The organism is Celeribacter neptunius (genome assembly GCF_900113955.1).
GTDB classification, from domain to species: domain Bacteria; phylum Pseudomonadota; class Alphaproteobacteria; order Rhodobacterales; family Rhodobacteraceae; genus Celeribacter; species Celeribacter neptunius.
In genome coordinates this window covers 1,045,968-1,071,562 of the sequence record NZ_FORH01000001.1, presented here as the reverse complement: position 1 = coordinate 1,071,562, position 25,595 = coordinate 1,045,968, and the positions used below count along the sequence as shown (strand labels likewise).

Annotated in this window: 25 protein-coding genes; 15 read left to right on the top strand and 10 right to left on the bottom strand. The window is 62.5% G+C overall.

From position 1 onward, the window contains the following. Positions 1–21: 21 nt before the first annotated feature. The 4 genes from BM151_RS05260 to BM151_RS05245 all read right to left on the bottom strand — a co-directional run bounded on the left by BM151_RS05260 (position 22) and on the right by BM151_RS05245 (position 3,459). Entirely contained in the window at positions 22–921 is a 900-nt protein-coding gene (locus BM151_RS05260; RefSeq protein WP_090058546.1) for a DMT family transporter, read from the bottom strand. A gap of 30 nt (positions 922–951) precedes the next feature. Then, positions 952–1,230, bottom strand: a complete 279-nt coding sequence (locus BM151_RS05255; RefSeq protein ID WP_245781102.1) for a putative quinol monooxygenase — start codon at positions 1,228–1,230, stop codon at positions 952–954. 131 nt (positions 1,231–1,361) lie between these two features. Then, positions 1,362–2,945, bottom strand: a complete 1,584-nt coding sequence (guaA, locus tag BM151_RS05250) for a glutamine-hydrolyzing GMP synthase (RefSeq protein WP_090058540.1) — start codon at positions 2,943–2,945, stop codon at positions 1,362–1,364. Between the two features lie 184 nt (positions 2,946–3,129). Further along, on the bottom strand, positions 3,130–3,459 hold the full coding sequence (locus tag BM151_RS05245; protein ID WP_245781101.1) for a DUF6477 family protein: 330 nt from the start codon (positions 3,457–3,459) through the stop codon (positions 3,130–3,132). A gap of 368 nt (positions 3,460–3,827) precedes the next feature. Between BM151_RS05245 and BM151_RS05240 the strand changes: the two genes are divergently transcribed. From BM151_RS05240 to BM151_RS05230, 3 genes are all read left to right on the top strand, one after another. Then, a complete protein-coding gene (locus tag BM151_RS05240) occupies positions 3,828–5,036 on the top strand; it encodes a DUF6456 domain-containing protein (protein WP_090058535.1) in 1,209 nt (402 codons plus the stop codon). 393 nt (positions 5,037–5,429) lie between these two features. Further along, a complete protein-coding gene (locus BM151_RS05235; protein ID WP_090058532.1) occupies positions 5,430–6,353 on the top strand; it encodes a hydrogen peroxide-inducible genes activator in 924 nt (307 codons plus the stop codon). 3 nt (positions 6,354–6,356) lie between these two features. Beyond that, a complete protein-coding gene (locus tag BM151_RS05230) occupies positions 6,357–6,998 on the top strand; it encodes a hypothetical protein (protein ID WP_090058527.1) in 642 nt (213 codons plus the stop codon). A gap of 166 nt (positions 6,999–7,164) precedes the next feature. Here BM151_RS05230 and BM151_RS05225 read toward each other — a convergent pair whose 3' ends face one another. Next, positions 7,165–7,713 (bottom strand): peroxiredoxin, encoded by a 549-nt coding sequence (locus BM151_RS05225; RefSeq protein WP_090058524.1) that lies wholly within the window; start codon positions 7,711–7,713, stop codon positions 7,165–7,167. Between the two features lie 156 nt (positions 7,714–7,869). On the opposite strand from BM151_RS05225, the gene lipA reads away from it, so the two are divergent. From lipA to BM151_RS05210, 3 genes are all read left to right on the top strand, one after another. Continuing rightward, on the top strand, positions 7,870–8,883 hold the full coding sequence (gene lipA / locus BM151_RS05220) for a lipoyl synthase (protein WP_425429534.1): 1,014 nt from the start codon (positions 7,870–7,872) through the stop codon (positions 8,881–8,883). Then, positions 8,884–9,999: a THUMP domain-containing class I SAM-dependent RNA methyltransferase gene (locus BM151_RS05215; protein WP_090058518.1), complete on the top strand. Its 1,116-nt coding sequence runs from the start codon at positions 8,884–8,886 to the stop codon at positions 9,997–9,999. Between the two features lie 165 nt (positions 10,000–10,164). Beyond that, complete coding sequence (locus BM151_RS05210; RefSeq protein ID WP_090058515.1) at positions 10,165–11,043, top strand: LysR family transcriptional regulator; 879 nt, start codon at positions 10,165–10,167, stop codon at positions 11,041–11,043. A gap of 92 nt (positions 11,044–11,135) precedes the next feature. Here the strand turns inward: BM151_RS05210 and BM151_RS21575 are convergent, their stop codons facing one another. Further along, a complete protein-coding gene (locus tag BM151_RS21575) occupies positions 11,136–11,279 on the bottom strand; it encodes a hypothetical protein (protein ID WP_177213026.1) in 144 nt (47 codons plus the stop codon). Next, a complete protein-coding gene (hpt, locus tag BM151_RS05205; protein WP_090058514.1) occupies positions 11,276–11,836 on the bottom strand; it encodes a hypoxanthine phosphoribosyltransferase in 561 nt (186 codons plus the stop codon). The genes BM151_RS21575 and hpt overlap by 4 nt, the downstream gene beginning before the upstream one ends. Before the next feature lie 76 nt (positions 11,837–11,912). Between hpt and BM151_RS05200 the strand changes: the two genes are divergently transcribed. After that, positions 11,913–12,365: a type II toxin-antitoxin system RatA family toxin gene (locus BM151_RS05200; protein WP_090058511.1), complete on the top strand. Its 453-nt coding sequence runs from the start codon at positions 11,913–11,915 to the stop codon at positions 12,363–12,365. A 268-nt stretch (positions 12,366–12,633) separates the two neighbouring features. Here the strand turns inward: BM151_RS05200 and BM151_RS05195 are convergent, their stop codons facing one another. Further along, positions 12,634–13,188: a TetR/AcrR family transcriptional regulator gene (locus BM151_RS05195; protein WP_090058508.1), complete on the bottom strand. Its 555-nt coding sequence runs from the start codon at positions 13,186–13,188 to the stop codon at positions 12,634–12,636. A gap of 116 nt (positions 13,189–13,304) precedes the next feature. Here BM151_RS05195 and BM151_RS05190 point away from each other — a divergent pair, with 116 nt between their 5' ends. Next, positions 13,305–14,501 (top strand): acetyl-CoA C-acyltransferase, encoded by a 1,197-nt coding sequence (locus BM151_RS05190; protein ID WP_090058505.1) that lies wholly within the window; start codon positions 13,305–13,307, stop codon positions 14,499–14,501. A gap of 39 nt (positions 14,502–14,540) precedes the next feature. On the opposite strand, the gene BM151_RS05185 is transcribed toward BM151_RS05190, so the two are convergent. Next, positions 14,541–15,008: a GNAT family N-acetyltransferase gene (locus BM151_RS05185; protein ID WP_090058502.1), complete on the bottom strand. Its 468-nt coding sequence runs from the start codon at positions 15,006–15,008 to the stop codon at positions 14,541–14,543. A gap of 292 nt (positions 15,009–15,300) precedes the next feature. Between BM151_RS05185 and BM151_RS05180 the strand changes: the two genes are divergently transcribed. Then, the gene (locus tag BM151_RS05180) at positions 15,301–15,621 is read left to right on the top strand and encodes a DUF2934 domain-containing protein (protein WP_090058499.1); all 321 of its coding nucleotides are present in this window, start codon (positions 15,301–15,303) and stop codon (positions 15,619–15,621) included. A 21-nt stretch (positions 15,622–15,642) separates the two neighbouring features. Here the strand turns inward: BM151_RS05180 and BM151_RS05175 are convergent, their stop codons facing one another. After that, entirely contained in the window at positions 15,643–16,485 is an 843-nt protein-coding gene (locus tag BM151_RS05175) for an AAA family ATPase (RefSeq protein ID WP_090058497.1), read from the bottom strand. Between the two features lie 190 nt (positions 16,486–16,675). On the opposite strand from BM151_RS05175, the gene dksA reads away from it, so the two are divergent. From dksA to lon, 6 genes are all read left to right on the top strand, one after another. Next, entirely contained in the window at positions 16,676–17,098 is a 423-nt protein-coding gene (dksA, locus tag BM151_RS05170) for an RNA polymerase-binding protein DksA (RefSeq protein ID WP_090059209.1), read from the top strand. Positions 17,099–17,334: 236 nt separating this feature from the next. Beyond that, a complete protein-coding gene (locus tag BM151_RS05165; protein ID WP_090058495.1) occupies positions 17,335–18,507 on the top strand; it encodes an FAD-dependent monooxygenase in 1,173 nt (390 codons plus the stop codon). Positions 18,508–18,990: 483 nt separating this feature from the next. After that, complete coding sequence (locus tag BM151_RS05160) at positions 18,991–20,352, top strand: nucleobase:cation symporter-2 family protein (RefSeq protein WP_090058493.1); 1,362 nt, start codon at positions 18,991–18,993, stop codon at positions 20,350–20,352. A gap of 314 nt (positions 20,353–20,666) precedes the next feature. Beyond that, positions 20,667–21,812: a tRNA guanosine(34) transglycosylase Tgt gene (gene tgt / locus BM151_RS05155; RefSeq protein ID WP_090058490.1), complete on the top strand. Its 1,146-nt coding sequence runs from the start codon at positions 20,667–20,669 to the stop codon at positions 21,810–21,812. An 80-nt stretch (positions 21,813–21,892) separates the two neighbouring features. Next, complete coding sequence (locus tag BM151_RS05150) at positions 21,893–22,420, top strand: hypothetical protein (protein WP_143093045.1); 528 nt, start codon at positions 21,893–21,895, stop codon at positions 22,418–22,420. Between the two features lie 460 nt (positions 22,421–22,880). Continuing rightward, positions 22,881–25,286, top strand: a complete 2,406-nt coding sequence (gene lon, locus BM151_RS05145) for an endopeptidase La (protein ID WP_090058485.1) — start codon at positions 22,881–22,883, stop codon at positions 25,284–25,286. Positions 25,287–25,595 lie beyond the last annotated feature (309 nt).

The following is a 25,595-nucleotide window of genomic DNA, read 5'->3' as shown; positions in this document are numbered from 1 at the left end:
GACCGCATTGACATTTCTGCATCAGGGCTGCGGCGGGACCCGTGCAATTCGACGGTTCTCCGACAATATGTTGATATAATTGCCGGAAAAAATGATCAAAGCGCCGATGAAGACGTAGATGTCGAGGGACTCGCCGTAGAACAGCATTCCGACCACGGCGATGATCGGCAGGCGCAGGAAGTCGATCGGGGTGACGATCGAGGCGGGCGCCAGCGACAGCGCCGTGGTCAGGCAGAAATGTGCCCCGAGCCCGGCGACGGCGACGACGATCACCCAGGGCAGATCGATCAGCCTTGGCAGCACGGCATGGCTATCGGCCAGGGCGCAGATCAGCCCGAACAGGAGCTGCAAAGTGACCATCCAGAACATGATGCCCAGCACGGAGACATGGGCGGTCAGGGTCAGACGTTTGGTGAACAGCGCCGAAGCGGCAAAGCCAAAGGCACAGAGCACGGCGGCGATCAGCCCGATGGAAAATTCATCGCCTCCAAAGGGGCGGGCGACGACCAGAATCCCGGCAAAGCCCATGATCGAGGTCAGCGCCCGCGTCGGTGTCATCTTTTCGCCGAGAAACACCGTGGCGCCGAGCCCGACGAGGATCGGGTAGGAGAATTCGAGCGCAAAGAGCTGCGCCATGGGAATGAGGGTGAGCGCGAAGAGCCAGAGGTTCTGTCCCGCGAAATGCCCGAGGTTGCGGCCGATATGCAGCGCCATGGCCTTGGGCCGGAACTCCGCCAGGCGGTTCTGGGCGATGCCGGCCGTCAGGACGATCAGCAGGCCGAAAAACGAGCGATAGCCGAGGATTTCGAACGTGTCGAGATGGCCCGCCAGCTGTCGCCCGGCCACGGCCATGGAGGAGAACCCCAAAAGCGCGCCGCTCATCCAGAGCGCGGCTTTCAACGGATGGCTGTGCTGGCTCATGCCGGGATCTTTCTCATGCCGGTGTCTTTCTCATGCGGAGGACTTTCGATAGTCGCGCATCATATGGCCGGTGACCCGGAACCAGTCGGAATTGCGGGTGCGATCCTGATGCGCCTCGAAGGCGCGTTCGTCGCGGAACACTTCGGTGATGTGGAACTCGGTGGGTTTCAATTCATCCTGCCACAGCTCGAACTGCAGACAGCCCGGCTCGGCCCGCGACTGGCGGATATGCATCGGCAGAAGCGACACCACGCTTTCGATTTCGTCTTGCGCGCAGGTCATGGTGCCTGTCAGCAGGATTTTGCTCACCGTCGCCTCCTCAGTCTTCGGTTCGTCCTGCATAGCGAGACGCGGTCCGGCTTGGCAAAAGAAAAGGCGCTCCCGATCATGGGAACGCCTTTGCATTTTTGTGGGAGGGGCGCGCTTTGCTGCGGCCCGGCTCACTCCAGCTCGATCGTGCCCGGCGGTTTCGAGGTGCAATCGTAGAACACGCGGTTGACGCCCTTGACCTCGTTGATGATCCGGGTCGAGGTCTCGCCCAGGAACTCGTGGCTGAACGGGTAGTAATCGGCGGTCATGCCGTCCACGCTCGTCACCGCGCGCAGCGCCAGCGCGTAATCGTAGGTGCGCCCATCGCCCATCACGCCGACGGTGCGCATCGGCAGGATGGCGGCAAAGGCCTGCCAGATCTCGTCGTAAAGCCCGTGTTTGCGGATCTGATCGATATAGACCGCATCGGCCTTGCGCAGGATTTCCAGCTTGTCGCGGGTGATCTCGCCGGGACACCGGATCGCCAGGCCCGGCCCGGGGAAGGGGTGACGGCCAATGAAGCTTGCCGGCAGGCCGAGCTCATGGCCCAGCGCACGCACCTCGTCCTTGAACAGCTCTCTGAGCGGTTCTACGAGTTTGAGCCCCATTTTCTCGGGCAGCCCGCCGACATTGTGGTGCGATTTGATCGTCACCGAGGGGCCGCCGGAGAAGGAGACGCTTTCAATCACATCCGGGTAGAGCGTGCCCTGGGCAAGGAATTCGGCATCCTCGATCTCGGAGGCGTATTTCTGGAATACGTCGATGAACAGTTTGCCGATGGTCTTGCGTTTGACCTCCGGGTCGGAGACGCCTTCCAATTCGCCGAGGAACAGATCGGATTCGTCGGCATGGATCAGCTTGATGTTGTAATTGTCGCGGAACATTTTCACGACTTCTTCGGCCTCGTTGAGGCGCAGAAGGCCGTGATCCACAAAGACGCAGGTCAGCTGATCGCCGATCGCTTCATGGAGCAGGATCGCGGTGACGGAGCTGTCGACGCCACCGGAAAGGCCGCAGATCACATGGCTGTCACCGACCTGTTCGCGGATCTTCTGGATCATCTCTTCGCGATAGGCGCCCATGGTCCAGTCGCCTTTGAAACCGGCGAGGCGCACGAAATTTTCATAGAGCGTGGCGCCATTCGGCGTGTGGTGCACTTCCGGGTGGAATTGCACGGCGTAGAAATTGCGGGCGAGATCGGCGGTGATGGCGAAGGGCGCGCCAGGGCTTGTGCCGTAGACCTCGAACCCCGGGGCGATCTCTGCCACGTGGTCGCCATGGGACATCCAGACCTGTTCCTTGCCGACGCCCTTTTCTGTGCCGTCCATGAACCAGCCATTGAGGAAATCCGGACGGGTCTCGGAGGGCGTCACATAGGCGCGGCCAAACTCGGCGGTGGCATGTTCACCGGCTTCGACCCGGCCGCCCAGATCGTGCATCATCACCTGCTGGCCGTAGCAGATGCCGAGGATCGGCACGCCCAGCTCATAGGCCGCTTTCGGCGGGCGCGGGCTGCCCTCGCGCATCACCGAATCCGGGCCGCCGGAGAAGATGATCGCTTTCGGATCGAACTCCTTGAGGCTCGCGTCGGTGACCTTCTGATAAGGGTGGATTTCGCAATAGACATTGAGCTCGCGCAGACGCCGCGCGATGAGCTGCGTCACCTGAGAGCCAAAGTCGATGATGAGGAGGCGGTCATGGGAAATCTGGGTCATGTCTTGCCTTTATGCGCCCGGCGCGCGTGAGGCAAGATGGATTCAGGTCTGAGTGGGGCCTGAGTGGGAATGTTGCGGGGCCAGACCAGCTTTGGAGGCCGTCTGAGCCGCTCGCTGGCCGTCGAAACGCCGCGATGTGTCACCCCGGCCGTTTTCAGGCCGCAGTTTTCAGGTCTGGCAGTTTTTACGAATGCGTCGAAGTCTCCGCGCTTGAGGTGCTGTGCCGCAACAGGCCTCGGGCCTCGCCCATGAGTGCGATCAGAAGCTCGACATGCTGCCTCACATTGTAATCGGTGTCGCCGGCGCGACGGCCCGCCTCGCATCTGGCCTCTTCCTCGATCAGGAGCGACAGCGCCCGTTGCGGTGAGGGCAGGGTCTGCAGGTGCAGCCTGACTCTGAGATCGCGGTTGCGATTGTAGGTCCCGAGCCCGAAACAGGCCGCCCGGACCAGAAGCCTCGGGCGGCGCAGCGCGTTCAGGGTGGAGAGGGAGCCGGGCATCGGTGGGGCGGTCATCGGTGTCTCCTGATCTTGCGAGGTGGCGGGGCCACGCGGCGCGGCGTGACATCAGGAGCTTTGCACAACCTGTGGGTGTGTTGCGCACGGTAGAAAGATGACGTGCGGTCGTTTTTCTCTTTGTTCACTGATGGTGAACAATTCTGTCAACGTACCGGGTGAAAATCCTTTGCATAATGAATGCAACCCATAGTTGTGATAAGATTGTGGATAACATTGCGGAAAATGCGTGGATAACCCTGAGGTTTTCTGTGGATTTCCTGTGAATTGAAGTTGCCGCAGATTCGATTGTTTTAAAAATCAGAACAATGTGCAGACGCTCGAACCCGTAACAACACGACCTGGAACAACATGAATTGGGGGAAATGATGTTGGAGATTGGAAAAGGGCTGCCACCCCGGACGGGTACGTTGCCGAAATGGGTGCCGAAGGAGGCCGTTCGCTACCTGGCGCATACGGAACGCGGCAACTCGTTGCGTGAGCTTGCGCGGCGCGATGGCTGCGCCCCCTCGACCGTTCTGCGGCAGGTCCGAAGGCTCGAGTTGAAACGCGATGACCCGCTGATCGATGAGGCGCTGAACGCCTTGCGCCGGTTGGCGCCGGAGCGAAATGCGGCCCGGATCGGCGGCGACATGTCATTCCCGAAGAGATCCCCCGACAAGGAGCCGGACAGCATGACCGAGCAATCCCCGTTCGATGAGACCCCAGAGAGCAGCCCGCCGGATGACGCCACGATTCTGCGCGAGGCCCGGCGGGTACTCCGACGGCTCTGCGAACCCGGGGCCTGTCTCGCGGTGGCACGGGACATGGACAAGGCGGTGGTGGTGCGCGACCTGCCGGACGGGCGCACCACGCGCACGGCGGTGCTCGATCGCACGATTGCTCAGGCCATGGCGCTCAAGGACTGGATCAGCGCCACCACCAAGGGGCAGATTCGCCGCTACACGATCACCGCCGCAGGCCGCGCCGCGCTGCGTGAAATCCTGGCGCAGGAGGAGGGCACGCGGGCCGGGTTTGCCGAGGCGCCGATGCGCTTCGGGCTGGAGCGGGACGGCGCGCTCGACGCGCCCGAAGAGCGTGCCGGTCCGGCGGATGGCTCGGGGGCAGGGGTGGAACCGGCGCGAAAGACCTCGCGGCGTATTCGGTATCAGGCGGCCGAAAGCCCGATCCTCGTGCTGGCCCGGCGTCGCGACAAGCACGGGGAGCCGTTTCTGGCGCCCGAACTGGTCGCCGTGGCCGAGCGGCTGCGCGAGGATTTCGAACTGGCGCAGATGGCGCCGCATGTGACCCAGAATTGGGATCGCTTCCTGACCGGTCGCATCGATGCGGGGACGCTTGGCGATGTGCGCGGGTTCGGCATCGAGCCGGCCAGGGCGCGGCTCGCCGCGGCGCTCTCGGATCTCGGGCCTGGGCTCGGCGATGTGGCGCTCCGCTGTTGCTGTTATCTCGAAGGCATGGAGCAGGCGGAAAAGCGCATGGGCTGGTCGGCGCGCTCCGGCAAGATCGTGCTGCGCATCGCCTTGCAGCGGCTGAAGAAACATTATGATGCGGCCGGATATAGCAATCTGATTGGGTGAGCGAGAGCCGGGGCGAAGCCCCCCGGATGAGGCCCGTGCAAAGACTCTGGCGAAGAAAGGGGGCAGCGGGAAGGGGGCTGGTCAACGTCTTGCATGACCGCTTTGCGGGACTTAGCGGGCGTCCGAACGACGTGCATCTGGCGCGGAACAAGGCGAAGCCGCCGCGCCTGCGCTGGCCCGTTCCGGCGGGCGAGCGCATTGCCAACCGCGCACAACGCATTGAAGTTTCACGGATTTGGCAAGTATAAAGTGATGACCTCTGAAGGCTCGGCGCTCACCCACGGGCCTGCGCAGGCGCTCATCGCTCGAATGCCCCCAAAGGGCTCATCCCCCCGTCTTCGAAATTGTCACCGCGCGCCATTCGTATTAGATATTCTAATCGAAAGGGGCGCCATGCTGACATTGAAACAAATGACCTATTTCGTGGCCCTGGCCGAGGCGCGGAGCTTTTCCGGCGCCGCCGAACGGGTGCATGTGACCCAGCCGGCCCTGTCACAACAGATCAAGGAGATGGAGGCCACGCTTGGCACCCTGCTCGTCGAGCGGCTGCCGCGCGACATTCGCCTCACCCGCGCAGGCCAGGTGGTGCTCGACCGCAGCCAGAAGATCCTCGGCATGACCCGCGATCTCGAGGCCGAGATCCGGCTCTCGAAAGGTCTCACCGGGCGGCTCACCCTCGGCGTCATCCCGACCATCGCGCCCTATCTCTTGCCGCGGGCCCTCACGAGGATCAAGGCGGCGGCGCTCGATCTAGATCTCAGGGTGCGCGAGGCCCAGACCGCCGAGCTGATCGCCGATGTCTCGCGCGGCCAGCTCGACGCCGCGGTGATCGCGCTGCCCTATGACACGCCGGGCCTGCTGGCGGAGCCGCTGTTTACCGATCATTTCCTTCTGGCCGGGTCACAATCGCGGCTCGACGCGCTGACGGCGCAGACCGTGCCGCGCCCGACCGATCTCTCGCCCGATGCGCTATTGCTCTTGGACGAGGGGCATTGCCTCGCCGATCAGGCGCTCGATGTCTGTGGCGTCAAGCGCACGCATCAGACGGTCGATCTCGGCGCCTCCTCGCTGGCGACGCTCTGCGGGCTGGTGGCGCAGGGGTTTGGCCTGACGCTCTTGCCGGAGATCGCGCTCTGCTCGGAGAAAGCCGCCAGCCCCGAGATGGCGGTGCTGCGCTTTCCGGAGCCGCAGCCCGAGCGCACGGTCGCCCTGGTGCGGCGGCAATCGACGGAGGCGAAAGCCTGGTTCACCGAACTGGCGGCGTTGCTATCCGAGGCGGGCGAGGAGCTGATGCATGAGGCGCGGGAGCGGGGATAGGGGATGTCGGAGCCGGAGTATCTTCTCTATCGCCGAAAATGGACCAAGACGGATGTCCTCTATCTGATTTTTCTTGGCCTTGGGAGCGGGTTTGGGTTGGCGGTCGGGCTATCGCTTTTGCTGCTGCTCAACGCGCTTTGGCTCAAACTGGTCTCTGGCCTCGTCGTCGCGTTCTGCACCTTCGGCGTCTGGCAGTCATTGGTGGTGTTCCTGAGGCTCTTGCGCGGACGCCTCATTTTAGGCGTCACCCCCGACAGGCTCGATTACGTCCCGGCTCATATCGGCAAGCGCGTAACCGTCGATCTGTCCAAGGTCGGGGCTTTGCGTGTCGGGATGGCATCGCAACCCGGTTCCACACGTCTCTTTCAGTTCTTCGGGCTGGAAGAGGTGGGAAAACCCGAAGGTCCGCCTCTGGAGATTTCGCTCTTCGGTCTCATTGACACCGAAGCGGGGGCCGAGCGCATTGCGCGCGAGATCGGGGAATTACGGAGCAAGCCCTATGTCCGGACCGAAGCCGAGCGGCGGATGGAGGCAATTTCGGCCACTGTGAACAAGAGCCTGAATTCGCATCTCAACTGGATGGTTTTGTATGTCATGTTCTTCCTTTTTGGCGTGCCATTTCTGATCCTGCTCTTCATGACATGAAGCCATGCATCCGGCGCAATTTCGGTATGCAGCGGTATTCCGCCGGTGGCTGTGGCGTTCGCATCGCACCGAAATGCTGCGCTTGCATCGTCACCAGGGAAAAGGCCCGCGGATTGCTCCACGGGCCTCTTGTCTGTCTAATGCCTGTCCGGCGAAACCGATTGGCTTAGGCGACGGCTTCCGCCTCTTCGCCCTTGAGCCATTTCAGCACGTTCTCCGGCGAGGAGACGCCGTAGGGGTCGGAGCCGTGGTTGTCGGACAGACCCGGCTCTTCGAACCAGGCTTCGACGACACCGTCATTGACGACGGCGGCATAGCGCCAGGAGCGCAGACCGAAGCCCAGGTTGTCCTTGCGCACCAGCATGCCGACGCGGCGGGTGAATTCGCCGGAGCCGTCCGGGATCACGCCGACATTCTCAAGCTCTTGAGATTGCGCCCATTTGTTCATGACGAAGCTGTCGTTGACGGACATGCAATAGATCGCGTCGATGCCCTCGGCGGCAAATTCCGGGAAGCCTTTTTCAAAGCCCGGCAGCTGGTAGGTGGAGCAGGTGGGGGTGAAAGCGCCCGGCAGGGAGAACAGCACGACGCGCTTGCCGGCAAAATAGTCGGCGGTGGTCTTGTCTTCCCATTTGAACGGGTTGTCGCCGCCGATGCTCTCGTCGCGCACGCGGGTGTGGAAGGTCACTTCGGGGAGTTTGTAACCGGCTTTCATATGAGTGCTCCTTTGGGTTTCAAAGCGGCGCGGGGAGGGCGGCGCTTCATTCTGTCGCAGGTCTTTTAGAGCGATTCTAAAGCCCGCATCAATGCACATGCAGCGAGAAGCCCCGCACATGTTCTGCGCGGCGGCATTTCGCGGTTTTCGCGAGACATTTGCGGACGCTTTGCCTATATCGTGGTCCAAACGGAGAAAGCTCCCGAGAAAGGCCCAGATATGCGTGATCTCAAGATCCCCGATCAGCGTCACCCTGAAAAGGCGCATCGCCCCGACAATGCCCAGCCCAAGAAACCGGACTGGATCCGGGTCAAGGCGCCGACATCCAAGGGCTATATGGACACGCATAAGATCATGCGCGAGCACAAGCTCACCACGGTCTGCGAAGAGGCGGGCTGTCCGAATGCCGGCGAATGCTGGTCGCAGGGCCACGCCACGATGATGATCATGGGCGAGATCTGTACCCGCGGCTGTACCTTCTGCAACGTCGCCACCGGGCGGCCGGATGAGCTCGACGTGTTCGAACCGGGGCGAGTCGCCGATGCGGTTCAGAAGCTTGGGCTGAAACATGTGGTGATCACCTCGGTCGATCGCGATGACCTTGAGGACGGGGGCGCGGAGCATTTCGCCATGACCATCCGCGCCGTGCGCAAACGGAGCCCCGAGACCACGATCGAGATCCTGACGCCCGACTTCCTGAAATGTGCCCCTTCGGCGCTGGAAACCGTGGTCGAAGCCCGGCCCGATGTGTTCAACCACAATCTCGAGACCGTGCCGGGCCTCTATCACGAGGTGCGCCCCGGCGCGCGCTATTTCCACTCCCTGCGGCTGTTGCAGCGGGTGAAGGAACTCGATCCGACCATGTTCACCAAATCCGGTATCATGGTGGGCCTCGGCGAGAAACGCCCCGAGGTGTTGCAGGTCATGGATGACATGCGCGCCGCCGACATCGATTTCATGACCATCGGGCAATATCTGCAGCCGACGCCGAAACACCACGTGGTGGCCGAATTCGTGACGCCCGACGCGTTCAAGAGCTATGAGAAAGCTGCGGTGAACAAGGGCTTCCTGATGGTCTCCGCCACGCCGCTGACGCGCTCGTCCTACCATGCCGGTGATGATTTCGCCCGTCTGCGCGAGAACCGCCTGAAAAAGCTCGGGCAGGCGTAAGTGGCGTCAGAGACTTTTGAAATTTTCCTCGGGACCCAGCCGGGTCTCGAAGAGGTCCTGCTCGACGAGGCCATCGCGGCCGGGTTCCCGGCGCCCGTGGCCGTCGGCGGTGGTGTGACCTTTGAGGGCAGCTGGGACGATGTGATCCGTGCCAACCTGAGCCTGCGGACCGCGGCGCGGGTCCTGGCCCGGATCGGCGAATTCCGCGCCTTTCATCTGGCCCAGCTCGACAAACGCTCGCGCAAGTTCCCATGGGGCGACGTGCTCCGCCCCGATGTGGCGTTCCGCGTCGAGGTGGTGACCGGCAAGCGCAACAAGATCTACCATGCCGGGGCGGCGCAGGAGCGGATCGAACGCGCCATCACCGAGGAGCTCGGCGCGCCGGTGTCACCCGAGGCCGAGGTGGTGCTCAAGGTGCGGATCGAGGACGATCTGGTGCGCATCTCCGTCGATACCTCCGGCGAGGCGCTGCACAAGCGCGGGTTCAAGGCGGGCGTCGGCAAGGCGCCGATGCGCGAGACCATGGCCGCCGCCTTCCTGCGCGCCTGTGGTTATGACGGGCATGAGCCGGTGCTCGATCCGATGTGCGGCTCCGGGACTTTCGTCATTGAAGCGGCCGAGATCGCCCGTGGGCTGATGCCCGGACGGGAGCGCCGTTTTGCCTTTGAACAGCTCGCCTGTTTCGATCCCCAAGTTTTGCGCAGCTACAAGGACGGCTGGCAGATGCGTGAGACGGATCAGCATTTCTACGGCTCCGATCGCAATGTGAACGTGATCCAGATGGCGAATGACAATGCCGAACGGGCCGGGGTGGCGGATCTCTGCACATTCAAACCGGTGCCGGTCTCGGCGATTGAGCGCCCCGACGGCCCGCCCGGTCTGGTCATCGTCAACCCGCCTTACGGGGCGCGGATCGGCAAGAAAAAGGACCTCTTCGCCCTCTATGGCGCTTTCGGACAGGTGATGGCGGAAAAATTTTCCGGATGGCGCGTTGGCATGATCACCTCGGACGACAGCCTCGCCAAGGCGACGAAACTGCCTTGGCTGCCGACCGGCGCACCGATTGCCCACGGCGGGTTGAAGGTGAAGCTCTACAAGACCGATCCGCTGCGCTGAAGCGGCGCGCGGGATAGGGGATCTACGGGCTAGCCACGAGTCAGCCACGGGCCGAGAACAGGGTTTCGATCATTTCAGGGCTCTGTCTCGTGCGTGATCTCCCTCAAAGCGAAGCGGCAAACCCCTGTGCTAAGATCAGCACATCGACGAGAGGGAGGTCTCGAAATGTTGCACAGGCCAAATTGGGACGATTATCGCTTCGTCCTGGCTGTGGCGCGCTCCGGTTCGGTGTCCGGGGCGGCACGCGAGCTGGGAGTGAACCATGCCACGGTGCTCAGGCGCGTGGCGGCGATCGAGGCGCGGCTCGGCGTCGAGCTGTTCGAGAAATCGGTGCGCGGCTATGAGATTGCGCCCGAAAAGCTGCGACTGATCGAGGCGGCGCGCGAGGTCGAGGCCGCGGTGGGGGCGGTGGAGCGTCTGGCACAGGTCGGCGATACCGCGCTCGCGGGCGTGATCCGCGTCACCTCCACCGATACGCTTTGTGCCTATATGCTGCCAAAGATCCTGGCGCATCTTTCGGCCCGCGAACGCGATCTCTCGTTTGAGCTGATCTCCTCCAATCTCCATGTCGATCTGGCGCGGTTGCAGGCCGATGTCACCGTGCGCCCGACCTACAAGCTGCCCGACGATCTGGTGGGCGAGGTGGCGGCACAGATGCGCTTTGGCTTCTACGCCCGTTCCCATGAAATTCCGGAAGACCGCTGGCTCGGTCTCACCGGTGCCATCGGGCGCTCGCATGCGGCGCATAAGCTGCGCGAGGAATTGGAGCGGCGCAAAGTTCGATTCACCGCCGCCTCCGACAGTTTCATGTCGCTCAAGGCGCTGGCCGAGGAGGGCATGGGCCGGGTGCTCCTGCCGACCTTCCTGGGCAACAGCTCGCCCGATCTGGTGAAGCTCGAGCCGCTGATCGAATTGCCGTCGATGCCGATTTTCGTCGCATCGCATGCCGATCTGGCGGATGCCCCGCGGCTGAGACAGGCACGCAAACGCATCGCCGCGGCGCTGGCGGCACAGGAACCGCATTTGCTGGGCGTGGCCGCCTGAGGGGCGGAAGGGGACCAGCAAGGGGAGGGTGGCGCGTCATATCAGGGGGAGATGTGGCGCGCCTTTACCTTTGTCGAGCCGTTGACCTCCATCTAATCCGGCAGGCCGACGGTCTTTTCCACGGCATAGAGGCCGATGCAGATGGCGATGACGGCAAAGACGAATTTGACCCGTTTGGCCGAGGGCGGATTTTGCGCCCAGCGTTTGGCGCGCAGCATCCAGCGCAGCTCGTTCACGCCTCGGACCCTTTCGCCTCATCTTCGAACACGACGGAGCCGATGTAGGGCAGGTTGCGATTGGCCTGGGCGAAATCGATGCCATAGCCGACGACAAACGCGTCGGGGATCTCGAACCCGGTCCAGGTCGCCTTGAGATCGACCTCGCGCCGCGCCGGCTTGTCGAGAAGCGCGATGGTCTCGAGCTTGCGCGGATTGCGCGATTTCAAAAGTTTGAGCACCGCCGAGAGCGTATGGCCGGTGTCGACGATATCCTCGACCACCAGCACGTCGCGGCCTTCGATCGGGCCGCGCAGATCCTTGAGGATCTTCACCTCGCGCGAGCTTTCGGTGGCATTGCCATAGGAAGAGGCTTCGAGAAAATCGACCTCGACATTCATCTCGAGCTCGCGCACCAGATCGGCGATGAAAACGAAAGAGCCGCGCAACAACCCGACCACCACCAACTTGTCGGTGTCCTTATAGGCCCGGCGAATCTCTTTGGAGAGCGCCTCGATCCGGGCGGCGATCGCCTTGGCTGAAATCATGACCTCGATGTGATATGGCCGCTCTGGCATGGTGGTTCCTTTTGTCCCCTTGCATTTTCCGCCCCGGCCATAGACATATCAGTCTGAGCAAAGAAAACCAGTGACCATGCCGACGCATCAGGAAACAAAACATCTCCCCTATAGTGCCGATCAGATGTACGCGCTCGTCGCGGATGTCGAGAGCTATCCGAAATTCCTGCCGTGGAACGCCGCGGCACGGATCAGAAGCCGTAGTGATATGGGCGATCACGAGCTGATGCTCGCCGATCTTGTCATCTCTTTCAAAGTGTTCCGGGAAAAATTCGGCTCACGCGTGAAGCTGTTTCCCGCTGAGCGCCGGATCGACACCGAATATCTCGACGGGCCGTTTCGCTACATGAAAAGCTGGTGGATCTTTCACCCGGCCGAGGACGGCGGCTGCGATGTCGAGTTCTTCGTCGATTTCGAGTTCAAGAATGCCATTCTGCAGGGGGTGATCGGTGTGGTGTTCAACGATGCCATGCACCGGATCGTCCGGGCGTTCGAGCGCCGGGCGCAGGAGCTTTACGGCACGGCCTGAGCCGGGCACGGTTTGTCGCGCCGGCTGGAGCGCCGCTTTGCGGGACGGACGGGACATTCGCTTTCGGCGCGGAACAAGGCCGAAGGCCGCCGCGCCTGCGCCTGCCCGTCCCGGCGGGGAGGCGCATTGTCATCCGCGCAAAGACCTCAGATCGTGGATGTCTTTTGCACCATAAACCGCATCGTACAATTCTCAGAGCGCCACCCCACGGGCAGGCTTGTCACGGCTTGAGCTGGATGGCGAATGTCCCCAATGGCCTCTTCGAGCCTTACCGCTGGGTCTTCCTCTCCAGATTGGCGGAGACGATCTGTTCCGCAAGCGCCGGGTCCTCGACCGCGCGGGCGAGGATCAGGGCGCCGATCAAGCGGGACATCTCGCGGATCGCCTCCGCCTGCGACATCCCGCTGGCACCGGAGAGCTGATCGACACTCGTTTTCAGCCCGTCCTCGAAAGCCTGGCGCAAGTCCGGCCCGTGCCGTGGCGCCTCGCAGGCCAGCGTCGCATAGGTACAGCCCTTGTCCCGGTGGGTGATGTGATCTTCTGACAGATACCAACGGGAAAAATCCGCGAGCGGTTCGTCTCCCGCGCGATCCAGGACCGTCTGCCAGGCCACGGCATTTTCCGCCAGCCCGGCGGCGGTCGCCTCGGTGATCAGCGCCTCCTTGCTGGCGAATTTCTTGTAAAACCCGCCATGGGTCAGCCCGGCGGCGGCCATCAGCCCGGCGATGCCAATGCCGTCATAGCCTTGCTCGCGAAACAGCTCGCTGGCGGTCTGGACGACCTTCTTCCGGTTTTCGGCGGCCTCGGCCCGGCTCATGCGCATGATCTGATCCCGCTTCTGATGTCGTGATGGCTTTCGTTAGATTATCATCACAATCTAAATGTTGACAACAATGATGACGATCATAATCTAAATGAAAATTCAGGAGGATCTTCATCATGACCGACAGCCCGTTCGACCCGATCGTCATTGCCGCCGCCCGCCGCACCCCGCTCGGCGCCTTCATGGGGGCTCTGGCCGATATGCCGACGCCCGAGCTGGGCGCGGTGGCGATCCGCGCAGCACTTGGCGACGCCGGGCTGAGCATGGATCAGGTCTCTGAGGTGTTGATGGGCTGCGTCCTGCCGGCCGGGCTCGGTCAGGCGCCGGCACGTCAGGCGGCGCGTGGGGCAGGGCTCATCGATGCCACCGGCGCCACCACGATCAACAAGGTCTGCGGGTCCGGCATGAAAGCGGTGATGCTGGGCCATGATCTGATCCGGGCCGGCAGCGCGAAGATCGTCGTGGCCGGCGGCATGGAGGTGATGTCCGGCGCGCCGTTCCTGCTCAAGGAGATGCGCAAGGGGCGCAAGGCCGGCAGTTCCGAAGTGATCGATCACATGATGATGGACGGGCTCGAGGATGCCTATCAGCGCGGCAGGCCCATGGGCGAGTTCGGCGAGGCCACGGCGGCGCGCTACGGCTTCAGCCGGGCGGAACAGGATGCCTATGCCATCGAGACGCTCGAGCGCGCCCAGGCGGCGGTGGGCGGCGGGGCGTTCGAGGCGGAATGCGCGCCGGTGAGCGTAAAGACCCGCAAGGGCGAGGTCGTGGTCAGCCATGACGAGCGCCCGCCGCAGATCGCGCCGGAAAAGATCCCGACCCTGCGCAGCGCCTTTGGCGAAGGCGGGACGATCACCGCCGCGAGTTCTTCGGCCAATGCCGATGGCGCGGCGGCACTGGTGCTCTGTGCAAAATCGACAGCCGAGGCAGAGGGACTGCCGGTCCTGGCCCGCATTCTCGGCCACAGGACGCATGCGCAAGAGCCCGAATGGTTCACCACCGCGCCGATCCCGGCGATTGAGAAACTGCTCAGCCAAGTGGGCTGGACGGTCGGAGATGTCGATCTGTTCGAGATCAACGAGGCCTTTGCCGTGGTCGCCATGGCGGCGGCGAAGGAACTGGGCATTGCGCGCGACCGGCTCAATGTCAACGGGGGCGCCTGTGCGCTCGGCCATCCGATCGGCGCCACCGGCGCGCGCATCCTCGTCACCCTGATCCACGCGCTGCGCGCCCGCGGTGGCAGGCGCGGCATTGCCAGCCTCTGTATCGGCGGTGGCGAGGCGACGGCCGTGGCGGTGGAACTTGTCGGCTGATCTGCGCTGTTGCGCTCGGCGCGGGGCAGCGCGGTCCGGTCAGGGACGCTGATATTTGATGAAGGGCGTCAGCTTGCCGATCCGATCGTAGAGCTTGCGCGCGGTTTCATTGAACTCCTGGGTCGTCCAGTAGACCGTCGGCGTGCCATTCTCATCGGCGCGCCGGTACACCGCTTCGATCAGCGCGCGCCCGGCGCCGGTGCCCCGCGCCGCTTCGGAGACGTAGAGATCCTGCAAATAACAGACATCTTCGATATGCCAGTTATGGGCGTGGAAAATGTAATGCACGAGACCGATCAGCGCGCCGTCGCGCTCGGCGACGAATGCCCCGCGTTCCTTGGCCTCGGGATCGACATTGCGGGCAAATGTCGCCTCATAGATCTCCGGTGGCAGGCTGCTCTCGTAGAAGGTGAGATAGGCCTGCCAGAGCGCCTGCCATTCGGGGCGGTCTTCGGCTCTGAGGGGGCGGATGGTGAGGGCAGGAGAGGTGGAGTGCGCGCTGGACATGAGAGAGCCTGTGACCGGGATTTAATGGGGATTGAACGGGGTTTCGTTAACCTTCTGGCGCAGCCGAGACAGGATGTGCAAGCCCGTGCCTGAATTTTCTCGCCGAATTTTCCGCAGATGCGCTCAAAAAATACGCGAAAAATCGGACTGATCGGCGCGAACGCCTGCCGAACCGTGGGACACTGCGGATTTCTTCGCGCTTGAATTCACCCGAATGTTAGATTTGAGAGGGAATAGTACCCGCAGTAACGATCATCCCGTTCAGAAATTTGAGACTGACAGCGAGTTGAGAATGACCCAGACGACAGTTGAAGACACCAAGATCCAGGAAGCGGCCTATTACCTCTGGCTTGAAGAGGGCCAGCCGGAAGGCCGTGACGAGGCGCATTGGCATATGGCGGTGGAGGCCCTGAGCCCGCCGAAACCGAAGCGCGCCCCGCGCAAGAAGGCTGCCACCAAAGCTCCGGCGAAAACTGCGGCAAAACCGGCGGCGACCAAGGCGGCCGCGCCGAAAACCACCGCAGCCAAGAAGCCGGCGGCGAAAAAGCCCGCTGCGAAAAAGCCGCGCGCCACCAAAGCCGCCACGAAAGCTGCCGAGACCAAGGCCGAGTAAGCCGCCGGCGGGGCCGCGCCGCTACCGGCGCTGTCCGCGGGCCAGAAATGCCAAGCGTTCGAACAGGGCCACGTCCTGTTCGTTCTTCAAAAGTGCGCCGTGGAGTTTCGGCAGGGCATTGATCCCGTCACGCTTGAGGTCCTCGGGCGACAGATCTTCGGCCAGGAGGAGTTTCAGCCAGTCGAGCACTTCCGAGGTCGAGGGTTTCTTTTTCAGCCCCTGGGTGTCGCGGATCTCGTAGAACTGCGTCAGCGCGGCGCTCAGGAGCTCGGCTTTCAGCCCCGGGAAATGCACCTCGACGATCTGTTTCATCGTCTCCATGTCCGGGAAACGGATGTAATGGAAGAAGCAGCGACGCAGGAAGGCGTCGGGCAATTCCTTTTCGTTGTTCGAGGTGATGATCACCACCGGGCGCTGGTACGCGGCGACGGTTTCACCGGTCTCGTAGACATGGAAGGCCATCTTGTCGAGCTCCTGCAACAGATCATTCGGAAACTCGATATCGGCCTTGTCGATCTCATCGATCAGAAGCACGACTTTTTCGGGCGCTTCGAACGCCTGCCAAAGTTTGCCTTTTTTGATATAATGGCCGACGTCCTCGACCCGGGGATCGCCCAGCTGGCTGTCCCGGAGCCGCGAGACCGCATCGTATTCATAGAGCCCTTGCTGGGCGCGGGTGGTGGATTTGATATTCCACTCGATCATCGTGAGCCCGAGCGAGGCGGCCACTTGTCGGGCCAGTTCGGTCTTGCCGGTGCCGGGCTCGCCCTTCACAAGCAGGGGCCGTTCCAGAGCGATCGCGGCATTGACCGCGACGGAGAGATCCGCAGGGGCGACATAGCTCTCGGTGGAGGTGAATTTCATCGGGCACGGACCTTATGTCGGCTGGGATTGCCGGAGATCATAGCGCGGGGCAGGAAAGGTGCAAGGGAGCCGAGATTGTGACGTGACATCCCGGGGCAAAAGGGGTAAACGAGCCGCAATTGGAGGGTGCCTTATGGCTGACAACATTCAAAATTCTGCCGCAGGCGCGACCACGACAGAGGTGAGCACTATGAAGGCTGAGGTTTTTCTGCCTGATGATTATCGTCCCGCCGAGGACGAACCATTCATGAATGAGCGTCAGCTCGAATATTTTCGTCGCAAGCTTTTGGCCTGGAAGGCGGAACTGCTGGACGAGAGCCGCCACACCATCGAGGGGCTGCAGGACAGCACCCGCAATATTCCCGACATCACCGACCGCGCCTCCGAGGAAACCGACCGGGCGCTCGAGCTGCGCACCCGCGACCGGCAGCGCAAGCTGGTGACCAAGATCGAATCCGCCCTGCGCCGGATCGACGAGGGCGAATACGGCTATTGCGAAGTGACCGGCGAACCGATTTCGCTGAAACGTCTCGACGCGCGTCCGATCGCCACCATGACGCTCGAAGCCCAGGAGCGCCACGAACGCCGCGAAAAGGTCCATCGCGACGACTGAGACCTGCGGCGGATGAATGTTGCTGCCATGATTGCCTGATGCGGTCATGGCGCGGCAGGCGTCATTTCCGAAATGCGCCAAATCCCGCTGCGACATGGTTTCTCGCGGCAATTTGTGCCCGTGAGCTTTGTGCAAAAATATGACAGACACCGGGAGATCTCCCGGTGTTTTTTATTTCAGGCACGGTTACAGTCGCGACATCGGGGGACGAGAAACGAAAAAGGGAGCGCTATGCTATGTTGATCGGTCAGGATATCGCGGTCTTGGGCGCAGGTGTGGCCGGGTTGGCCGTGTCGCGGGCATTGGCGCTCAGGGGCGCCAAGGTCACCGTCTATGAGCAGGCGCCCGAGATCACCGAGGTGGGCGCGGGCCTGCAGATCACGCCCAACGGCGCGCGGGTGCTGAAAGCTCTCGGGCTCGATGCGGTCTCGAAATCGGTGCGCTCCGAGGGCGTGCGGCTGATGGACGGCTATATGGGGCGCGAGGTGCTGCATCTCGATTTTACCGTGGCGCGGCCCGATGATGATTTCCTGTTGATGCATCGCGCCGACCTGATCGCGCTTCTGGAAGACGGCGCGCGTGAGGCCGGTGTCGAGATCCGCCTGTCCCATACGGTTGCGGAGATCCATGGCGATCCGGACGGGGTGAGCCTGACATTTGCCGATGGCGCAGGGGGGCGTGCAGAGGCGCGCCACGCCGTGGTGATCGGCGCCGACGGGCTCCATTCCAAGCTGCGGCCAATGCTCAACGGGCCGGCGAAGCCGTTCTTTACCGGCCAGACCGCCTGGCGCGCCACGGTGCCGGCGCTTGGCAATGAGGACCCGGTGGCGATGGTGCATATGGCGGCGGGCCGTCACGTCGTGAGCTATCCGCTGAGAAAGGGCAGCCTGATCAATATCGTTGCCGTCGAAGAGTGCGAGGACTGGGTCGAAGAAGGCTGGCATCATACGGGCGATCCGGCCGAGATGATGCGCAATTTCGCCAATTTCGGCCCGGGGGTGAAAGCGCTTCTGAGCCGGGTCGAGGAGGTCTCGCGCTGGGGGCTGTTCCGCCATCCGGTGGCATTGCGCTGGCATTCGGACCGCACCGCGCTTCTGGGCGATGCGGCGCATCCGACCCTGCCGTTCCTGGCCCAGGGCGCCAATATGGCGCTGGAAGATGCCTGGGTGCTGGCGGATTGTCTGGGGACCCTGCCGCTTGAACAGGCCCTGCCGGCCTATCAGGCCAAGCGGCGATCCCGCGTCGTGCGGGTCATCGATGCCGCCAACGCCAATGCCCGGAATTATCACATGAGCGGGGCGAAACGCTTCCTCGGTCATGCGGCGCTGCGTCTCGCCGGTCAGATCGCGCCGAAACAGGCGGTGGAACGGTTCTCCTGGCTCTACGATCACGATGTGACGAAAGGCTGAGCGAGGGAACCCCGGCACGTCTGCGTTACGGACTGAGCGGGCGTTCGGCTGGTGAAACCGGGGCGGTGACACGCCTGCCTGTGGGATGGCGCTTTGACCTAAGAGGTCTACGCTTTATCTCAGCCAAGCCCGTGGAAGTTCAATCTCTTGCGCGCCAGTGAAATGCGCCAGCCTGCGGGGACAGGTCATGCCTTAGGCACGCTTTCAGCATGACCGCAGGCGCGGCGGCTTCGCCTTGTTCCGCGCCGACAGGCGAATGCCCCCACAGGGCTCAAGGTTCGCCTTCGTTGGCGCCACGCCCCATAGGCTCTAACGGGACCTCAGAACGGGGCGCGCTTGTGCAGATTGCCGCAAACATGCCCGTTTCTTGCGCAAATCCCGCACCATTCGCGCTGTCTCCCGAGACCGGGCTTTGTAACGCTTTCGTTACAGAGGCCCCCGGCGCAGGCTCGGGGCAGGAATAATTTTACGGGAAATCAGAAGATGAGCCAGCAAGAATTCATGCCTTTGGTCTATAAGCTCGACGATGTGCCGCCACCGCCCAAGGCGGCGCTGGCCGCGGTACAGCACGTCTTGGCCTCGATCGTCGGGATTGCCACGCCGTCGCTGATCATCGGCGGGGCGCTTGGGCTGGGGGAATACACCCCTTACCTGATCGCCATGGCGTTTTTCGTCTCTGGCGTGGCGACCTTCATTCAATGCAAGACCATCGGCCCGGTGGGCTCCGGGCTGTTGTCTTTGCAAGGGACGTCTTTTGCGTTCCTCGGCGCCATTCTCGCTGCAGGCTTCGCGGTCAAGGGGCGCGGCGGCACGCCGGAAGATATCCTCGCGATGATTTTCGGGCTGTGCCTCGTCGGCTCGCTGGTCGAGATCATCCTGTCGCAATTTCTGGACAAGCTGCAACGCATCATCACCCCCACGGTCACCGGCATCGTCATCACCGTGATCGGGCTGTCGCTGATCAAGGCCGGTTTTACCGATTTTGCCGGCGGTGCCATGGCGGGCGAAGATCTCGGCAAGCCGCTCTATCTGCTCCTGGGCACGCTGGTGGTGGCGATCATTCTGGTGATGACCTTCATCGGCAAGCCGATGCTCCGGATCTCCGCCATCATGATCGGGCTGATCGTCGGCACGATTGTGGCGAGCTTCTTTGGCTTGGTGAACTTCGGTCTGTTGAAATCGGCGCAGCTCTTTGCCATGCCGATCCCGTTCAAATACGGTTTTGATTTTGATTTCGGCCTCTTCATTCCGCTGGCCTTTCTCTATCTCGTCACAGCGATCGAGACCTCGGGGGACCTGACTGCAAACTCGGTGATCTCCGGCCAGCCGGTCGAAGGCCCGCTCTACATGAAACGGATCAAGGGCGGTGTGCTGGGCGATGGCGTCAACTCGGCGCTGGCGGCGATTTTCAACACCTTCCCGAACACGACATTTTCGCAGAACAACGGCGTCATTCAGATGACCGGCGTCGCCTCACGGCATGTGGGGATGTACATGGGGGGCTTTCTGGTCATTCTCGGGCTGTTCCCGGTGATCGGCACCTTCTTTCTGATCATTCCGAAGCCGGTTCTGGGCGGCGCCACGCTGGTGCTGTTCTCGACCATCGCCGTGGCCGGTATCCGCATTCTCTCTGCGGAGGAAATCACCCTGCGCCGGGTCTATATCATGGCCGTGTCCTTTGGTCTGGCGCTCGGCGTGACGCTGGTGCCGGACGCGACCCAGAACCTGCCGACCTTCCTCAAGCAGGTCTTCGCGGCGCCGATCACCATCGCGGGCCTGTCGGCGATCATCCTGTCTCTGGCGATCCCCGAAGATGCCAAGGCAACGATCGAAGCGGCGGAGTGATTTCCGCGCGATCCTGACATGCGAACCCGTCCCGGAAGGGGCGGGTTCCGCACTTTTGGGGAAGGGTGCGACATCTGCTTTGCGGGACGAAGTGGATATTGGTCACCGGACTGACGTGAGGGCGTGCGCCTGACCGCCGGGACGGTCCGGCGCACGCCCGGGCCACTTCGTGGCTGTTCCGGGCGGTTGCGCGACAGCTCCCAATGTCGCCAACGGGCTCCCTTGCGACATTCGACGCCGCTCTGCCGTTCCCCCTCGGCCCGCTCTCAGCTCTCTCTCTGGCCCCGGCGCGCGTTTCGGGCTAAATCCGGCGCATGACACAAGACGCCCAGACCCAACGATTCTCATTTTCCCTCCATGCCACCGACGGCAAGGCCCGCACCGGGGTGATCTCCACCCCGCGCGGCGAGATCCGCACGCCGGCCTTCATGCCGGTGGGCACGGCGGCAACCGTCAAGGCAATGATGCCCGAAAGCGTGCGCGCCACCGGCGCCGATATCCTCCTGGGCAACACCTATCATTTGATGCTGCGCCCGACCGCCGAGCGCATCGCCAATCTGGGCGGGTTGCACAAGTTCATGAACTGGGAGCGGCCGATCCTCACGGACAGCGGCGGGTTTCAGGTGATGAGCCTCTCGGATCTGCGCAAGCTGACCGAAAAGGGCGTGACCTTCCGCTCCCATATCGATGGCTCGAAACACGAGCTGACCCCGGAACGCTCGATGGAGATCCAGAAACTTCTGGGCTCCGACATCGTCATGTGTTTCGACGAATGCCCGGCATTGCCGGCCGACCGCGACCGGATCGCCGAGAGCATGCGGCTGTCGATGCGGTGGGCGGCCCGCTCGAAAGAGGCCTTTGGCGACCGTCCGGGGCACGCGCTTTTCGGCATTCAGCAAGGCGGGCTGGAACAGGATTTCCGCGCGGAAAGCGCCGAGGCGCTGAAAGAGATCGGGTTCGACGGCTACGCGATCGGTGGGCTTGCCGTGGGCGAGGGGCAGGAGGCGATGTTCGGCGCGCTGGATTTTGCCCCCGACATGCTGCCCACGGACAGGCCGCGCTACCTGATGGGCGTGGGCAAGCCCGATGACATCGTCGGCGCGGTGAAACGCGGCGTCGACATGATGGATTGTGTTCTGCCCTCGCGCTCCGGCCGCACCGGTCAGGCCTGGACCCGCAGAGGTCAGGTCAATATCAAGAACGCCCGCCACGCCGACGATCCGCGGCCCCTGGATGAGCATTGCACATGCCCGGCCTGCTCAAACTATTCCCGTGCCTATCTGCACCATGTCTTCCGCTCGCAGGAGATCATCTCCTCGATGCTGCTGACCTGGCACAACTTGCATTATTTTCAGGAAATCATGCAAGGCATGCGCGACGCCATCGCGGAAGGCGGGTTTGCGGCCTGGGAGGCAGAGTTCCACGCCACGCGGGCCCTGGGCGATATCGAGCCGATCTGATGCTGAAACGGTGCTTTGGCCCTGTTGCCCTGTGCCTTCTCGCCGGATCTGTGTCTGTTGGCCCCATGTTCGTTGGTTCCATGTTTGCAGGCCCCGTGCTGACAGGCGAGAGCCTCTGCGGGCGTCGCGATGCCGCCGCAATCCTTGCCGAAATCGCCGGTGAATGGGACAGCGCGCTCTCGGTGCAGGTTGAAGCCGAAACGATCTCCACCCTGCGCGAGATCGAGGGCGACTGGGCCCTGATCGAGGCGGATGGATCATTCCTCAACGCCTTTCTCGATGAGTTGATCGGGGTCCCGGTGCAGCTCGCGCCCACGGAAACCGGCTATGATGTCGATCAGGTGGACGATCTTCTGGCGACCACCGAGGCCGCGTGGATCGCCGATGCGCTGTCCGAGACGCGCTGTGGCCCCGAGGACCTGCCGCAGCTCCGCGCCGGTTTCCTAGCTGGGGCAGGGCTCTCGGGCGATGTCACGCTGATCCCCTATTTCACGGATCGGGTCCTGATGCTGTTCAGGATCGATTATCCGGGCGATTGGGGGCACTCGGAGGTGATCGGCACCGGCTATCTGACCCCGGCGACCGGGACAGGGACGAGCGCCGAATAACCTCGTCCATCGCGGTGTGGCGGGAGATCTCATGGTGGCACGTGGTGGCACGATTCTGCCAAGCCTTTTCTTCCGGGCCTTGCACCGGATTTCAGGACGCTGCCTGTGGATAACCGCGATGCCCGAAAAGATGCCTGGAAAACGGGCGGTCGCGCCCAGAGCGCGGCGCCTGAGCGAGACTGGCACCGGACCGGTCTGAATTTCTTTGGTTTTTCCCACCCCGCGGCACATCGGGCTCCGGCACAAGATGAAATCTGGTTTCCGCGCGGTGAAATCCCGCGCAAACCGAGGCAAATCCGCCCTTGCGGCGCCGCGCCATGAGGGGCAGACTACCCGGCAAGCCGAAACTTGACTTGGTTGAAATCACGGGGACAGGCCCCCAGATATAGGGTCAAGACAGGAAAGAGCGGAGGCTGCCGCCGAGCGGGGCCGGGCTCTTTTGCCAATACGAGGAATGAAAATGCACGAGCAACTCCAATCCTATCCCGTCCTGCCGCTGCGCGACATCGTGGTCTTCCCCCACATGGTCGTGCCGCTGTTCGTCGGCCGTGAAAAATCGGTCAAAGCGCTCGAAGAGGTGATGTCGCAAGACAAGCAGATCCTGCTTTCGGCGCAGATCGATCCGGCGGTGGACGACCCGACCGAAGACGGGATTTACCGCGTTGGCGTTCTCGCCAATGTGCTGCAACTTCTGAAACTGCCCGATGGCACGGTGAAAGTGCTGGTCGAGGGCGAGCGCCGGGTGCGGCTTGAAGCGTTCCGCGAAAACGACGCCTATTTCGAGGCCGAGGTCGTGCCGCTCGACGAGGTCGAAGGCGATGCCGAGGCCGTGGTGGCGCTCCTGCGTTCGGTGCGCGAAGAGTTCGAAAGCTACGCCAAGGTCAAAAAGAACATCCCGGAAGAGGCGCTGGTCGCCGTCTCCGAGACCCGTGAACCGGCGAAACTCGCCGATCTCGTCGCCGGTCATCTGGGCGTCGAGGTGGAGCAGAAGCAGAAACTGCTCGAAACCCTGGGGGTCGATGAACGTCTCGAGGCTGTCTATGGCTTGATGCAGGGCGAAATGTCCGTCTTGCAGGTCGAGAAGAAGATCAAGACCCGGGTCAAGAGCCAGATGGAGCGCACCCAGCGCGAATATTATCTGAATGAGCAGATGAAAGCCATTCAGAAGGAGCTGGGCGACGGCGAAGAGGGCGAAGGCGAAATTGCCGAGCTCGAGGAAAAGATCGCCGAGACCAAGCTGTCGAAAGAGGCCGAGGAAAAGGCGCTTGGCGAGCTCAAGAAGCTCAAGAACATGTCGCCGATGTCGGCCGAGGCCACGGTGGTGCGCAACTACCTCGACTGGATGCTGTCCATTCCGTGGGGCACCAAGTCGCGGGTGAAAAAGGATCTGAGCCGAGCCGAGGAGATCCTCGATACCGATCACTACGGGCTTGAGAAGGTCAAGGAACGCATCGTCGAATATCTCGCGGTGCAGCAACGCTCGCAGAAGCTGAAAGGCCCGATCATGTGCCTCGTCGGCCCGCCGGGCGTCGGTAAGACCTCTCTCGGCAAATCTGTCGCCAAGGCCACGGGGCGCGAGTTCATTCGCATCTCCTTGGGCGGTGTGCGCGACGAGTCCGAGATCCGCGGTCACCGCCGGACCTACATTGGCTCCATGCCGGGCAAGATCATCCAGGCGTTGAAAAAGGCCAAGACCACGAACCCGCTGATCCTCTTGGACGAGATCGACAAGATGGGTCAGGATTTCCGTGGCGATCCGGCGTCGGCGATGCTCGAAGTGCTTGATCCGGAACAGAACTCCACCTTCGTGGACCACTATATGGAGGTCGAATACGATCTCTCCAACGTGATGTTCCTGACCACCTCGAACAGCTACAACATGCCGGGGCCGCTTCTCGACCGGATGGAGATCATTCCGCTTTCGGGGTATACCGAAGAGGAGAAATCCGAGATCGCGAAACAGCATTTGCTGCCGAAGCAGATCAAGAACCACGGCCTCAAGGCCAAGGAATTCTCGGTCTCTGACGCGGCGATCATGGATGTGATCCGCTATTACACCCGCGAGGCCGGGGTGCGGAATCTCGAGCGCGAGTTTGCCAAGATCGCCCGCAAGGCGGTGACCAAACTGGTCAAGAAAGAGGTGGAAAGCGTCGCGGTGACGCCGGCCAATCTCGAAGACTTCCTGGGCGTGAAGAAATTCCGCTATGGTCTGGCCGAGAAAGAGGATCAGATCGGGGTTGTCACCGGGCTGGCCTATACCTCCGTTGGCGGCGATCTGTTGCAGATCGAGGCGCTGAAACTCCCCGGCAAGGGGCGGATGAAGACCACCGGCAAGCTCGGCGATGTGATGAAAGAGTCGATCGACGCGGCAAGCTCCTATGTGCGCTCGATTGCGCCCTCGATCGGGGTGAAACCGCCGCTGTTTGACACGATGGACATCCACGTCCACGTGCCCGATGGCGCAACGCCGAAAGACGGCCCCTCGGCCGGTCTCGCCATGGTCACCACCATCGTTTCGGTTTTGACCCAGATCCCGGTGCGCAAAGATATCGCCATGACCGGCGAAGTGTCCCTGCGCGGCAATGCCACCGCCATCGGCGGGCTGAAGGAGAAACTCCTCGCAGCGCTTCGTGGCGGCATCAAGACGGTTCTGATCCCCGAGGAAAACGTCAAGGATCTCGCGGAGATCCCGGACAACGTCAAGGAAGGGCTGGAAATCATCCCTGTCACCCATGTCTCCGAAGTGCTGAAACACGCGCTGGTGCGTCAGCCGGAGCCGGTGGAATGGGACGAGGCGGCCGAGGAGGCCGCGCGTCTGGCGAAACTCTCCGGCAGCGGCGAAAGCCAGGGCGCTCTGGCGCATTGAGCCCTGAACGCGGCGAGATCACGCGCCGGGCAGGGGCCCGGGGACGGTTGATCCTGCGCCGGATATGACATTCGGAAAAGCCGGCCTTGAGGGCCGGCTTTTTCTTTCCGTGGTTTTCTTTGTGTGGGTTTCATGGCGTGTCCCTTGGTGTGGGCGACATGGGGCTCATGGCGATACCGGGAGCCTTTGCGGATGGGCGGCTGTTGAGCAAAACCTGTTGAGAATGATGCATTTTCCACGCGCTTCACGCTGGGGAAACGATTTCGAAAATTCCCATTTGCGCGCGGCGCGGCTCCGGCGTTAAGAGTC